The organism is Salegentibacter sp. BDJ18 (genome assembly GCF_017579965.1).
Classification (GTDB): Bacteria; Bacteroidota; Bacteroidia; order Flavobacteriales; family Flavobacteriaceae; genus Salegentibacter.
Genome location: NZ_JAFLQX010000019.1, coordinates 73,778 through 86,754 on the forward strand (window position 1 = coordinate 73,778; position 12,977 = coordinate 86,754).

The 12,977-nt window shown below is 36.1% G+C and carries 14 protein-coding genes; 9 read left to right on the forward strand and 5 right to left on the reverse strand.

The annotated features are described in order from the left end of the window. The first annotated feature begins 94 nt into the window (after nucleotides 1–94). From J0871_RS10955 to J0871_RS10995, 8 genes are all read left to right on the forward strand, one after another. The gene (locus J0871_RS10955; RefSeq protein ID WP_208225254.1) at nucleotides 95–736 is read left to right on the forward strand and encodes a hemolysin III family protein; all 642 of its coding nucleotides are present in this window, start codon (nucleotides 95–97) and stop codon (nucleotides 734–736) included. Between the two features lie 99 nt (nucleotides 737–835). Continuing rightward, nucleotides 836–1,468 carry a Crp/Fnr family transcriptional regulator gene (locus J0871_RS10960; RefSeq protein WP_208225255.1) on the forward strand — a complete coding sequence of 211 codons (633 nt, stop codon included), beginning with the start codon at nucleotides 836–838 and terminating at the stop codon, nucleotides 1,466–1,468. Between the two features lie 70 nt (nucleotides 1,469–1,538). Then, nucleotides 1,539–2,336 carry a sulfite exporter TauE/SafE family protein gene (locus J0871_RS10965; RefSeq protein WP_208225256.1) on the forward strand — a complete coding sequence of 266 codons (798 nt, stop codon included), beginning with the start codon at nucleotides 1,539–1,541 and terminating at the stop codon, nucleotides 2,334–2,336. A gap of 530 nt (nucleotides 2,337–2,866) precedes the next feature. Further along, complete coding sequence (locus J0871_RS10975) at nucleotides 2,867–4,234, forward strand: cytochrome ubiquinol oxidase subunit I (protein ID WP_208225258.1); 1,368 nt, start codon at nucleotides 2,867–2,869, stop codon at nucleotides 4,232–4,234. A 2-nt stretch (nucleotides 4,235–4,236) separates the two neighbouring features. Then, entirely contained in the window at nucleotides 4,237–5,274 is a 1,038-nt protein-coding gene (locus J0871_RS10980; RefSeq protein WP_208225259.1) for a cytochrome d ubiquinol oxidase subunit II, read from the forward strand. 50 nt (nucleotides 5,275–5,324) lie between these two features. Continuing rightward, on the forward strand, nucleotides 5,325–6,359 hold the full coding sequence (locus tag J0871_RS10985; protein ID WP_243870473.1) for an MBL fold metallo-hydrolase: 1,035 nt from the start codon (nucleotides 5,325–5,327) through the stop codon (nucleotides 6,357–6,359). Nucleotides 6,360–6,371: 12 nt separating this feature from the next. Next, complete coding sequence (locus J0871_RS10990) at nucleotides 6,372–6,986, forward strand: class I SAM-dependent methyltransferase (RefSeq protein WP_208225260.1); 615 nt, start codon at nucleotides 6,372–6,374, stop codon at nucleotides 6,984–6,986. 6 nt (nucleotides 6,987–6,992) lie between these two features. Continuing rightward, nucleotides 6,993–7,610 (forward strand): class I SAM-dependent methyltransferase, encoded by a 618-nt coding sequence (locus J0871_RS10995; protein ID WP_208225261.1) that lies wholly within the window; start codon nucleotides 6,993–6,995, stop codon nucleotides 7,608–7,610. A 54-nt stretch (nucleotides 7,611–7,664) separates the two neighbouring features. Here the strand turns inward: J0871_RS10995 and J0871_RS11000 are convergent, their stop codons facing one another. From J0871_RS11000 to J0871_RS11020, 5 genes are all read right to left on the reverse strand, one after another. After that, nucleotides 7,665–9,320: a bifunctional metallophosphatase/5'-nucleotidase gene (locus J0871_RS11000; RefSeq protein WP_208225262.1), complete on the reverse strand. Its 1,656-nt coding sequence runs from the start codon at nucleotides 9,318–9,320 to the stop codon at nucleotides 7,665–7,667. Between the two features lie 166 nt (nucleotides 9,321–9,486). Then, on the reverse strand, nucleotides 9,487–9,903 hold the full coding sequence (locus J0871_RS11005; protein ID WP_208225263.1) for a sulfur reduction protein DsrE: 417 nt from the start codon (nucleotides 9,901–9,903) through the stop codon (nucleotides 9,487–9,489). 30 nt (nucleotides 9,904–9,933) lie between these two features. After that, nucleotides 9,934–10,341 (reverse strand): DoxX family protein, encoded by a 408-nt coding sequence (locus J0871_RS11010; RefSeq protein ID WP_208225264.1) that lies wholly within the window; start codon nucleotides 10,339–10,341, stop codon nucleotides 9,934–9,936. Nucleotides 10,342–10,399: 58 nt separating this feature from the next. Next, entirely contained in the window at nucleotides 10,400–10,756 is a 357-nt protein-coding gene (locus J0871_RS11015) for a hypothetical protein (protein WP_208225265.1), read from the reverse strand. Beyond that, entirely contained in the window at nucleotides 10,756–11,457 is a 702-nt protein-coding gene (locus J0871_RS11020) for an acetolactate decarboxylase (RefSeq protein WP_243870474.1), read from the reverse strand. The genes J0871_RS11015 and J0871_RS11020 overlap by 1 nt, the downstream gene beginning before the upstream one ends. A gap of 135 nt (nucleotides 11,458–11,592) precedes the next feature. On the opposite strand from J0871_RS11020, the gene J0871_RS11025 reads away from it, so the two are divergent. Next, nucleotides 11,593–12,966: a hypothetical protein gene (locus J0871_RS11025; protein ID WP_208225266.1), complete on the forward strand. Its 1,374-nt coding sequence runs from the start codon at nucleotides 11,593–11,595 to the stop codon at nucleotides 12,964–12,966. Nucleotides 12,967–12,977: the final 11 nt, after the last annotated feature.

The window sequence follows — 12,977 nt, forward strand, 5'->3', positions numbered from 1 at the left end:
AAATTTATGTCATCAACTTTCCTGCAAGTTTTTTAAACCTTGTTGGAATTATAATTCTTTGTATTTAAAATTCTCCCACCAAAATTTGCAAAAAATGCCAATTAACCAATATGAGCCTTTAGAAGAAAAATTAAATGTGATCTCTCACGCTTTTGGTTTTGCCTTAAGTATACTGGGTCTTGTTTTATTGATTTTAAGAGCCAATGAACTTGGAGAAATGGTGCACCTGGTGAGCTTTAGTATTTTTGGGGCGAGTATGATTTTACTTTATGCGGCTTCTACTTTATATCATTCAGCCACAAATAAAAACTGGAGATACAGGTTAAATATTCTGGATCACGCTTCAATTTACGTACTTATTGCAGGAAGTTACACCCCATTTGCCCTGGTAACTCTAGAAGGTTGGGTAGGTTGGACTATTTTTGGAGTGGTTTGGGCTTGTGCCCTTACCGGGATTATTCTTAAGCTTTTTTACATTGGGAAGTATAGAACGCTGTCCACGATAATGTATGTGGTAATGGGTTGGATTATTGTTTTTGCAATTAAACCTTTATATGATAATTTAAGTTCTGAAGGTTTATGGTGGCTAATAGGCGGCGGGCTCTCTTACACCATTGGTGCTGTGTTATTTAGTCTGGATAGGGTGAAATTTAACCACGCCATCTTCCACATTTTCGTACTTTTTGGTACGTTTTGTCATTATCTTTCTATTTATTTCTATGTTTTACCTGGATAGACTTTCCAGCTAAAAATGTGGAATTTTCTCAATTTTAATACTAATTTTAGATTCTGAAAAATTCAAATTCAGAATTAATAATAGCTCAGCCAGAATTTTATGCTACAGGAATTAAAAGAAGCCTACGGATTTATTTTTGAAGACGATCTAATTGAAGAAATCGCCCAGGTAGGCAGTTTACAGCATGTTGTTGCCGGTGAAAAGATCATTGAAATTGGCGATTACGTAAAAATGATGCCTCTATTAATGGAAGGTGCTATTAAAGTGATGCGTGAAGATAAAGATGGAGACGAACTTCTCCTGTATTTTCTTGAACGTGGTGATACCTGCGCAATGACGCTTTCCTGTTGTCTTGGCCAAACCAAAAGTGAAATTAGAGCAGTTGCCGAACGAGACACAAAGTTGATTATGATTCCTATTGAAAAAATGGAAGAGTGGACTTCTAAATATAAATCCTGGCGGGATTTTGTTTTTGAAAGTTACCATGCCCGACTTAACGAAATGCTGGAAACTATAGATACCATTGCTTTTATGAATATGGATCAGCGTTTAATGAAATACCTTCAGGATAAAGCAAAAATCAATCAAAATGAAGTAATCGCAGCTACACATCAACAAATTGCTTACGATTTACATACTTCCCGGGTAGTGATTTCCAGGTTATTAAAAAAACTGGAAATTGACGGTAGAATAAAACTGCAGCGTAACAGCATAGAAGTTTTAGAACTTTAATTCTTTGTAACCCTTGTTACTGTACAACAGCCATATTGCAGGTATTTTTGCAGCGTAATAAAAATATAATATGGAAATACTTGAAATACTGGGTTACTTTGGGGCATTGGTGATAGGTATTGTTTTGGGCCTTATTGGGGGCGGAGGATCTATTTTAACGGTTCCTGTACTGGTTTATTTGCTAGCCATTAACCCCGTTACCGCAACTGCATATTCTCTTTTTGTTGTAGGAGCATCTTCTTTAGTGGGCGCTTTTAAAAATATGCAGAAAAAACTGGTAGATTTTAGAACCGCTATTGTTTTTTCTATTCCTGCCTTTATTGCGGTATATGCAACAAGAAAATGGATGGTACCCGCGATTCCGGAATCTCTTTTTAGTATTGGCCAATTTGAAATAACGAAGAATATTGGGATTATGCTGTTTTTCGCAATTATTATGATTTTGGCATCAGTTTCTATGATTAGGGAAAATGCCAAGAAAAAAACTGAAAATGAAAAGATAAGTTATAATTATCCCTTAATTATTCTTGAAGGAATTGTTGTAGGTGTTCTCACAGGAATTGTGGGGGCCGGTGGCGGATTCCTAATTATCCCGGCTCTAGTGCTTTTAGCAAAACTCCCTATGAAAAAGGCCGTAGCAACTTCATTATTAATTATTGCCATTAAATCACTTATAGGTTTTATTGGAGATGTCCAAAATATGAATATTAACTGGCTGTTTTTAGGAATTTTCACCGGGCTTTCCATGGTAGGAATGTTTATAGGAATTTATCTCAATAAATTTATAGACGGAAAAAAGCTGAAAAAAGGTTTTGGCTGGTTTGTATTAATAATGGGTATTTACATCATTTGGGCTGAAATTTCGTAAATTTCAATCAGGAAAACTGAGGTGATGGCTCTTAAAAACTATTTTTATGTCGGGATGCAATTTTTGCTTTTCATTGCCTGGCTATTTGAAATTGAAATTTTAAAATTTAACCGGTTGGAATTTTATCAGCCGGTTTTTTTAGTTTTAAGCGGAATAGGTTTTTTAATCATTTTAATTTCAATCCTTCAACTAAACACCAATCTTTCCCCTTTTCCGAAGCCAAAAGAAAATGCAACTTTAATAACAAGCGGGCTCTTTAAATATATAAGGCATCCTATTTACTCCGGAATTCTAATTTTCCTCTTTTTCCTTTCATTATATTTTGGCTCTGGTTATAAAACTGGGATCGTATTCTTATTGCTTATTTTATTCTGGTTTAAATCTGAATTCGAAGAAGAGCAATTATGCTTAAAGTATCCAAATTATCGTCATTACCGGCAGAACACCGGTAGATTTTTCCCTAAATTTATTCATTGAAATTTATCTTGATAAGTCTTTTTAAAAGACAGCAAATCAATTAAACCAATTTGATGGAGAATTTAGATTATGCACGTCTGCAAATGGCGTTTACCCTGGGCTTTCATATCATTTTTGCCTGTATTGGGATGGTGATGCCTTTTTTTATGGTGGTTTCACACCACAAATGGTTAAAAACCAGAAACCCTATATATAAAAGATTAACAATGGCCTGGTTAAAAGGTGTAGCAATATTTTTTGTTACTGGAGCAGTTTCTGGAACTGCGCTTTCCTTCGAGTTGGGAATGTTATGGCCAGAATTTATGAAACATGCGGGGCCCATAATTGGAATGCCATTTTCTTTAGAAGGTGCGGCCTTTTTTGTAGAAGCCATCGCTCTCGGTTTTTATCTATATGGTTGGAATAAACTGCCTGAAAAATTTCACTGGTTTACCGGGGTTATTATTGGCGTTGCAGGAGTAGCTTCAGGTATTCTCGTGGTTTCGGCTAATGGCTGGATGAATGCGCCCTCGGGTTTTGATTATATAAATGGAGAATTCACCAATATAGACCCGGTGGCTGCTTTATTAAACCCTGCCTGGTTTACACAGGCACTACATATGACGCTGGCTGCTTTTGTAGCCACGAGTTTTGGAGTTGCCGGGATTCATGCGTTTCAAATTTTCCGTAAAAGAAATGTAGAATTACATACCAGGGCTTTTAAAATTGCTACTGTTTTTGGTGCAATTGCAGCGTTTCTACAACCTATTAGTGGCGATCTTTCAGCAAAAGATGTCGCAGAACGCCAACCTGTAAAACTCGCTGCTATGGAAGCACATTATGAAACGCAAAAGGGTGCGCCGCTTTATATTGCTGGAATTGTAGATGAAGAAACCCGTACGGTTTCTAATAAAATAGAAATTCCAAATGCACTATCTTTTCTGGCTTTTGGAGATTTTGATGCCGAAGTAAAAGGATTAAACGATTTTCCCGATGATGAATTACCACCAGTGGCAATTGTACATTATGCCTTCCAAACAATGGTTGGGATAGGTACTTTATTAATGTTTGCAGGATTGATCTATTTTATAAGTTTAAGAAAGAAAAACTGGCTTCAGAATAAATATTACTGGTTGTTGTTTATTGTGGTTGCGCCACTTGGCTTTGTGGCTATTGAAGCCGGTTGGATAGTGACCGAAGTTGGAAGACAACCCTGGATTATTCACCAGATTATGAGAACCGAAGATGCCGTAACCCCAATGCCGGGGATGAAATATAGTTTTTTCTACTACCTTTTTCTCTATACCGTACTCGCTATAACGGTAACCTGGTTAATGAACCGACAAATAAGATCGCTTAACCGGGAAACTGCTGAGGAAAAGGCTGAAAATACTTCAGAAAAGAATTTTAAGCCTACGGGTGGAAATAAAAGCAAAGATTAGTTATGTTAAATGTAGTTCTGTTTTTTCTGTTGTTTTCACTGTTCCTGTATGTACTCCTTGGTGGTGCCGATTTTGGTGCCGGTATCGTTGAGTTGTTTTCTTCGGCTAAAAATAAAGAGCATACTCGCGATACAATTTACCGGGTAATGGGCCCAATTTGGGAAGCAAACCATATCTGGCTTATTATTATGTTGGTGATTTTATGGGTGGCGTTTCCGGCTTATTTTAATGTGATGATTATTTACCTGCACATTCCTTTAAGCCTGGTCTTATTGGGAATTACGCTTAGGGGTGTTGCTTTTGTTTTTCGGCATTATGATGCGGTTTTAGATAAATCTCAGTTTTGGTATAATTGGCTTTTTAGAATAGGAAGTTTTGTAACACCGGTCTTCCTGGGAATGTCTTTTGGAGCGTTAATTGGTGGCGAAATAATAATTACTGAAGATTATGAAACCTACGGTTTCTACGATCTTTTTATGCAGCATTGGCTTAATATTTTCGCTTTGCTGGTCGGTTTGTTTTATGCTGCACTATGTGCTTTTTTAGCTTCAACTTTATTAATTGGAGAAGCCGATGGAAAAGCACGAAAACACTACGCTAAAAACTCGGCTTTTTTTACGGTTGTATTGGTGGTGCTTGGCTTTATTCTTATCAGTTATGGATATTTCAACGGGATAAAATTTGCTGAAGATTTTATTCATAATCCGGTTTCTTTAGCTTGCGTTGGTTTATCGGGAATTCTTTTATTTCCGCTTTGGAAATTTATAAAAAAAGAATATCGCATTGCCAGTAGATATTTAGCAGGTTTCCAGGTAGTTTTAATACTTTTTGCTGCGCTTTATGCACATTTTCCTTATATTATAATCACTGCCGATAAAGAGATAAGTCTGTTAGAAAACCTGGCACCAGAATCTACCATAAGTAATTTGGCGATTATGTTGCTAATAGGCGGATTTATTATTTTACCGGGATTATTTCATTTAATGAAATCTTTTAATATGATTAAAGTGTTGGAAAAAAATGAGAAGGAGTACGAATAATTTTTACTGAATTAATTGCGGAATTTGGTAATCTCATTCAAAAAATAGCTATGATCTTAAAAAGATTTGGAAAGGAACCTTCTGGAGAAAGGCTAAAGCGAATAAATAATGCCGAAAATACACAAAACGGCAAGTTTCAAAATATAGAACCTACCGCGGTGCAGCCAGAAGATGTTTCTATGTTTAAAATAATGAAACAGATGCTGAATAGGCCAAAAACGGTTCGGCCTTCAGCAGAAATTCCTCATAAAAAAGCTGATTTATTAAATATAAATACTAAAAAACCGGCAGTGGTCTGGTTTGGGCATTCTTCTTATTTACTAAGTTTTAAAGGCTATAATATTTTGGTAGATCCCGTTTTTAGCGGATTTGCATCCCCTTTTAAATTCTTTGGAAAATCCTTTCCGGGAACCGATCTATATCAAGCCGAAGATTTTCCAAAAATTGATTTGCTAATCCTTACCCACGATCATTATGACCATTTGGATTATAAATTTTTAAAACAATTAAAGTCAAAAGTTTTAAAAATAGTTACTCCCCTTGGAGTAGGAGAGCATTTAGAATATTGGAATACACAACCTGATATAATTACCGAGCTCAACTGGAATGAAAGTGAGGAAGTACATCAAAATTTAAAAGTTACCGCTTTGCCTTGCCGTCATTTTTCTGGCAGGAATGTAAAAAGAAACACGAGTTTGTGGGCTTCTTTTGCCCTGGAATGGGAGGGTTTTAAAATATATATTGGTAGTGATTCGGGTTACAGTTCGCAGTTTAAAGAAATTGGAGAAAAATTTAAAGAATTTAACCTTGCTTTTCTGGAATGCGGACAATATGGTAAATATTGGCCCCAAATACATATGTTTCCAGAGGAAACCGTGAAAGCTGCCAAAGATCTAAATACTAAAATTTTGTTTCCCGTGCATTGGGGGAAATTTGTGCTTTCGGTACATCCCTGGAACGAACCTATTAGGAGGCTAATGGCAGAAACCAGAATACAAAAGCAAGAAGTAGTTTCGCCAAGAATTGGTGAAGCTTATGTTTTAGGAGAACAATTTTCACAGGAAGAATGGTGGAATTTTGAATAAAAGAATTGAATTATGAAGGAAACAAAGTCGCATTGGGAAGAGGTTTATGATAAAAAGTCTTACAAAGATGCCAGTTGGTACCAGGAAAAACCTGAAACATCTTTAAAATTTATCGCTGAACTTGATTTGCCTGAGTGTTCAAAAATTATTGATGTTGGGGGAGGAGATTCTAATCTTGTAGACTATTTATTAAAAGAAGGCTATCGCGATATTTCTGTATTAGATATTTCTGAAAAAGCCCTGGAAAAAGCAAAAACACGCTTAAATGATGAGGCGGAAAAGGTAAATTGGATCGTTGCTGATGCTTCAGAATTTGAAGCTACACAGGTTTATCATCTTTGGCACGATCGCGCAGCCTTTCATTTTTTAACTGAAGAAAAACAGATAGAAAATTATATAAGAACCCTGGAAAATTCAGTAGCTTCCGGTGGATTTGTAATTCTGGCAACATTTTCAAAAGAGGGACCAGAAAAATGCAGTGGAAGAACAATTAAGCAATATTCAAAAGAAGATCTTCAGGAGTTATTGCAGGATAAATTTGCTCTTTTGAAATGCGAAAATTTAAATCATAAAACTCCAACCGGGGCGATTCAGAATTTTACATTTTGTTGTTTTAGAAAAAAATAAAATATTATGAAAGATTTTTGGAACGAACGCTACGCCGATAAAGATTATGTTTACGGCCAGGCACCGAATAAATACTTTAAAGAGAAAATTGAAGAAATGCAGCCCGGTAAAATTTTAATGCCGGCAGAAGGAGAAGGGAGAAATGCGGTGTATGCTGCAAGGCTGGATTGGGATGTTTCTGCGTTTGATATTAGTGAAAAGGGTAAGGAAAAAGCTCAAAACCTGGCTAATGAACAAAGCGTAAAAATTGATTACAAAGTAGGTGACCTGCCAGAACTTGATTATATAGACGAGCAATTTGATGTGATTGCTTTGATTTTTGCTCATTTTTCAGAAGAAAAAAAGGAAAACTATCTAAAGAAATTTAAAAAGTTACTGAAACGAGGTGGCGTAATTATTTTTGAAGCTTTTAGTAAAGAACAAATAGATATTCAGAAAGAGAATCCAAAATCTGGCGGACCTAAAAATGCTGAAATGCTTTTTTCTAAAGAAGAATTGCAAACCTATTTTAGCGGTTACGAATTTGACGAATTTGAAGATATAATTACCGATCTTTCAGAAGGTAAATATCACCAGGGAAAAGCAGCAGTAATTCGTTTTGTAGCGAGAAAACCATTAAACTGAAAAATTAAACCTCAAAGATCCCGATAAATATCTGGATCTTTGAGGTTTTTTAAATTATTGAAATTTATAATCGGTTCCTGGAACTGTAGAAAAAGATTTTTCGCCTAAATATTCACAATAAGCGCGGCCATCTAATTTTGGCGAGACCGGCGAATGTTTTTGTAAATATTCTTCTACCAACTCGTGAATGGTATAATCTTTTACTTCAACGTCTTTTACATTTGGCATTCGGCAAAGATTGTCAATCGGGTCTCCGGGACGAACACAGGCTGAAATTGTGTAGTATTCATCATCCTGCATTTCCTCACCTTTAACCGTAACCGATTGTATGCGTTCTCCTTTTTTATTCTGAGAATTAAAATCGACTTCCATTCCTGAAAATCTTACCAGCCAGCCACCAAATCGTTCGGTTGAGTTTTGGGCAAATGCATTGTGCATTTCATTTTCCAACCATTCTTTAATTTGTTTTCCGCTGGCTTTTCCGGTTTTTACTTTTTCGTTTACCGGTAATAAATTCCACAAATTTGCTCTTGTAATTGGTGCAGCTTCCCCGTTTTTGGGAACTATAGGGTTTCCGAAGCGAAATCCGTTAGAAATTGAAATATCGGCACCGGTTTTCCAACGGGCTGCATCGGTAATCATATTATCCATCGGGTTTTCTACGGTTAAGTAGCGGTAAAGTGGGGTTTCAGTATAACCTATTACGGTTTCCAGGTGTTCTTTGTAAGGAGCTTTGGCTTTTTTAACTAATCCGGCTATTTCTGGATTTGCAGCATATTTTTCAGGATCAACTTCCATTAATTCATATTCCTCATCTACAATTTCGCCATCTTTAAAATAGAGATTTAATTTCCCTACAAAAGAACCAAAAGCACCGGGCTCTGTAACCTTGGCATATTTCCCTTCAATGGGTTGACGAACCCTTTCGTGGGTATCGTTGCCGAAAATATAATCTACATCTTTAGCTATTGGGTTGTTGGCTAATTCAATTTGCTTAAAAATTCCAAAATGCGTCACTAAAAACAGCGCATCAACTTTTTCTTCGGTTTTTACTTTCTGAATAAGTTCCTGAACGCCTTCGTCTAAGCCGCTAAAACCAATTCCCTCGCTAAAAATCGGGTTTTGCCGAACGGGAACATCGGGATCGTTTATTCCGATAAATCCGAGTTTTACACCTTCAATTTCTTTGGTCCAGTAAGGTGGAAAAAGTTCTTTTTTATCTTTCTCGTGAAACATATTCTGAACAATCACCGGGGTTTCAAAACCCTGTAAAACGTCCATCATTACTTGTTTACCATAAACCACTTCCCAGTTTCCGGGTACGATAAGATCGTAATCCATATTTTTAATAATATCAGGAAAGATTTTTCCTTGAGAAAGTGCTGCATAACCACTTCCCTGAATAAGATCGCCGCCATCCAAAATTATAGTGTTGGGGTTTTTGGCTCTTTCTTCTTCAAATAAGGTTTGGATATGTGCCAAACCACCACGATTTTTAAATTTTATTTCTTCATTTTCCCAAAATAATTCTGGGTGGGCATCTAACTGTCCGTGGATATCTGCGGTTTGAAGAATGGTGATTTTAGTGGTGTTTTCTCTCTTACTATTTTTGTTTTTACCTTCAGCATTTAAGCAAGAGGTAAAAAGTGAAAGTCCTAAAACTCCCGAAAAAAGGAGTAAAATTGGTTTTATTCTTTTTTTGAAATTCATATTTTTTGTTTTCTGAATTATAGTTATCACGTCATGTTGTATTCAGCATCTGGTTTTCTTACTACCAGGATCCCCGATAAAAATCGGGGCAGGCTCTGAAATGAATTCAAGATGACGAATTACACCTACAAGGTTTTGCAAACCTTGCAGGAAGTTTTTTTGAATTTTAAAGCTCTATACTGAAATATCCCTTTTTCTGTAGTTGAAAATCGTATAGTATACCATTATCTACGATTTCCATTGTTGAAGGAATTTCTTCTAGATTCACACCGAATTTCTTCAGGGAAAATCCGCAGGCTTTTATAAACACTCCGGCTTTTTTAGCACGATCTAAATATTTCTGCATTTCCTTTTTCTCGGTTAGCCCTGTGACGGTTTGGCCACAAACGATAACCTGAAAATCACCGAAGTGGTGCCCATCTTCTTTTTTTAATTCTTCCGCTGTAATTAAAATGGGTTGCAATTGCGGAATTTTCTTGGTTAAAACCACATAATTATTTTTTGTAGTATTATTGTTTTGAGCATTTGTAGTTAGAGAGAACAGCATTATAAATGCTGTAAAAATTAAAATTGACTTTTTCATTTTTTTAGTATTTATGGCTGAAACAGCCGGTTATATTTTTGTTGTTTGTTGATTCTTAAAATCGTTTAAGATAAAAAACAGGAGTCCGCCGGAAATCGCAATATTTTTAAAAAGCGGTCCCAACGTAGTAATTTGCCCTACCTGCACCGTTAAGGTTATAGGGATTAAAACAGCGAGCAAAATCGTGGCTGCCCAACGGGTTTTAAAACCAATAAGTAACCCAATCCCGGCGATAAGCATTACAACTCCTGAGAGCATTACCAGCAACTCCGGGTTGCCGAAGAAATAGGCGATTCCTTTAAAATTTGCCTGGTCTATTCTATTTACTGTTTTTTCAATATTTAGTAAATGATTAAAACTGGCCACGAGAAATATCCCGCTAAGCATCACCCGTAAAACCTGTACAGAGCGACGACTCACTAAAATGTTCGTGTTCATTTTGATTAAGAATTAGTGAATAAAAATATGTTCCGAAGTTATCTCCGAAATTATATACTTATGCTGCTAATTCCTTTGGAGGAGGGTAATTTTTGGAGAAATAGGTTGAAATTACCGCAGGATTGAGGTAATTGTAATCTTGAAAATTTGTTTTTATTTCGGTTTCGAACCAGGCCATTTTTGCCAGGTTAAAAGCTGGATTACAAACGGCATCACTGCTAATTACCAATACCGAAGAATCTTGTGTGAAGGTTTTATCATCTACCGATATTTGGGATTTTTTCTTACAAAACGGGTTTACCAGCGCAATTCCTTCAGCATCCAAAATACTATTCAGCACTTTTGCATCTAGCATCAGGAATTTTCCGAAGAAAATCACGGTAAGGAAAATCGCTATGTAAGCTTTGATTTGCATTATTCGGGAAGATAGAGTTTTAAATTATTTGCATCAAACTCAACCTGGTCCAGGTGCCCCATTTGCTTTTCGTCTTCGGTAATTAAATGAAGATGCATATAGGTATTGTGATGCGTAAAAACTGCCTGGTGTTTGCGAGAGAAAAATCCGAGAATTTCTATCTCTTTATCTTCTAAAGTATAATTTGTAAGTCCTTCGTGAGCTTCTTTTGGAGAACTCACTTTTTGGCCGTGAGGTAAATTTACAATATGAATTTTAGCTGAATTGATTTTTCCTTTTAGTCGAAATGGAAAAGCTTCCGCATCATCAGGCGTCCTTTCATTTAAAAAATTTTCTAAATTCTCCAATGAGTTTACTGAGTTTGGAAGTGAAACAGATTTCCACTTTTCAACTTCAGCATAAACAAAAAACGGTGCTTTAACAGCATTTGTTTTTTCAACTTCCATTGAATTTTCATTCCTAACAGCTGATTTAAAAACTTCTCCGTCTAAAATAAGCAGTTCACCACTAAGGAATTCTACTGGCCCAAGTCCGTAAACACCTTTTTTAGCTACAGAATCCAGGGAAATTGTACCCTGAAGTTTTCCTTTTTTCATCACATTTTTCATCGCTCCGGCTACTTTCACGCCGTTATTTTGAGCCGTAGCTGTAAAGCCAGTAAGAACGCCAAGAAGTAATAGTGCTAGATGTTTTCGCTTCATATTTCGCAAAAGTAATTAGAAGATTTTAATAATAGCGTGACTAATGTTACAAAACAATTTTGTTTAAGGTAACCCTTGTTACTGCAGCGGTCTCCAAGAATAGAGACTTTTGCAATCTGAATCTGAAAATCTTAAATGTTGAAAGTTCTTAATTTACTTACTTTATTTTTATACCTGGTTTTAAGTCTTAATCTTAAGGCTCAATCTTCCGATTCCTTAAAAGAAGAAAGGCCTCAACTTATAGATATATTTAAAAACGCAACCTTCCACGGCCATATTCGTAATTTCTATATGAATACCATTAACCGGGGTGATTTAAAGGATTATTATACCAATGCAAGCGGCGGTGCAATTGGATTTACTACCGGAAATTTTAAAGGTTTTGAGGTTGGAGTAAAAGGAATTTTTACTTACAAAACTTTTGGCAGTGATTTGGGTGTTGAGGATGAGGTAACGGGAAAAAATGCTAAATGGGAGTACGAACTTTATGATGTATTGAATAAAGGAAACTTTAGGGATCTTAATAGGTTGGAGGAGTTGTTTTTAAGGTATCGCTTTGGAAATTCATATTTAAGTTATGGCAAGTTTGAAACCGAATTCACACCACTTTTAAACCATAGCGATGGCCGAATGAAACCTTTTGCACATAGGGGAGGCTGGGCCCATTTAAATTTCAATTCAAAACACCAGGTTAATTTGGGTTGGCTTGATAGGGTTTCGCCGCGGTCAACCACCGAATGGTTTGGTATGGATGAGTCGCTCGGACTTTTCTATAACGGATTTCAACCCAATGGAAAAATGGCTGATTATCACGAGTTTTATCCTTCATCAGGGATTGGGATTTTAAACTACAATTTTAGAAAAGATAATTTTAAGCTTAATTTCTATGATTTTTACCAGGATAAAGTAATGAATACAATTTGGGCAGAAATAGGGTACAACCTGGCCGATTTTAACTTTGGAGTTCAATATGTTTATCAAAATCCTTTTTCCTTTTCTGAAGACCTGTCTTACGTGAATAGATATGTGCAACCTGGAGAAAATGGACAGGTACTGAGTTCTCAGCTTAGTTGGGGAAAATCGGGTTTCAATCTCGCGCTTGGCTATACCCACGCTTTTGATACCGGCCGGTTTTTATTTCCAAAGGAATTAGGGCGGGATCGTTTTTTTACTTCCATTTCCAGATCACGCCTGGAAGGCCTGGGAAATGCAGATGTTTTTATCTTAAAAGCAGCATACCACGTTCCAAAACCCGATCTTCATATTGGAATAGAAATGCAACAGTTACAAGGTCCTGAAACCGGTAAGTTTGAATTTAATAAATATAATGTTGATGAATCGTTCCAAATAAATAGTCATTTAAGTTATCGCGCACACGGGTTTTTGGAAGGTTTGAATTTTGATATTTTATGGATTTACAGGAGAAATCAAAACCACACCGATGCCCAGAGTATTTTTAATAAGAGTAATTTTAATCAATTAAATTTTGTCACCAACTTCAATTTTTAAAATTATAAAAC

Excerpts from the sequence above, each read along its gene's own strand:
- J0871_RS10995 (WP_208225261.1), top strand. The coding sequence starts at position 6,993 with ATGAAAGATTTTTGGAACGAACGCTACGCCGATAAAGATTATGTTTAC.
- J0871_RS11020 (WP_243870474.1), bottom strand. The coding sequence starts at position 11,457 with ATGAAGCGAAAACATCTAGCACTATTACTTCTTGGCGTTCTTACTGGC.
- J0871_RS11005 (WP_208225263.1), bottom strand. The coding sequence starts at position 9,903 with ATGAAAAAGTCAATTTTAATTTTTACAGCATTTATAATGCTGTTCTCT.
- J0871_RS10980 (WP_208225259.1), top strand. The coding sequence starts at position 4,237 with ATGTTAAATGTAGTTCTGTTTTTTCTGTTGTTTTCACTGTTCCTGTAT.
- J0871_RS10975 (WP_208225258.1), top strand. The coding sequence starts at position 2,867 with ATGGAGAATTTAGATTATGCACGTCTGCAAATGGCGTTTACCCTGGGC.
- J0871_RS10990 (WP_208225260.1), top strand. The coding sequence starts at position 6,372 with ATGAAGGAAACAAAGTCGCATTGGGAAGAGGTTTATGATAAAAAGTCT.
- J0871_RS10955 (WP_208225254.1), top strand. The coding sequence starts at position 95 with ATGCCAATTAACCAATATGAGCCTTTAGAAGAAAAATTAAATGTGATC.
- J0871_RS10985 (WP_243870473.1), top strand. The coding sequence starts at position 5,325 with ATGATCTTAAAAAGATTTGGAAAGGAACCTTCTGGAGAAAGGCTAAAG.
- J0871_RS10965 (WP_208225256.1), top strand. The coding sequence starts at position 1,539 with ATGGAAATACTTGAAATACTGGGTTACTTTGGGGCATTGGTGATAGGT.
- J0871_RS11000 (WP_208225262.1), bottom strand. The coding sequence starts at position 9,320 with ATGAATTTCAAAAAAAGAATAAAACCAATTTTACTCCTTTTTTCGGGA.
- J0871_RS11015 (WP_208225265.1), bottom strand. The coding sequence starts at position 10,756 with ATGCAAATCAAAGCTTACATAGCGATTTTCCTTACCGTGATTTTCTTC.
- J0871_RS10960 (WP_208225255.1), top strand. The coding sequence starts at position 836 with ATGCTACAGGAATTAAAAGAAGCCTACGGATTTATTTTTGAAGACGAT.
- J0871_RS11010 (WP_208225264.1), bottom strand. The coding sequence starts at position 10,341 with ATGAACACGAACATTTTAGTGAGTCGTCGCTCTGTACAGGTTTTACGG.
- J0871_RS11025 (WP_208225266.1), top strand. The coding sequence starts at position 11,593 with ATGTTGAAAGTTCTTAATTTACTTACTTTATTTTTATACCTGGTTTTA.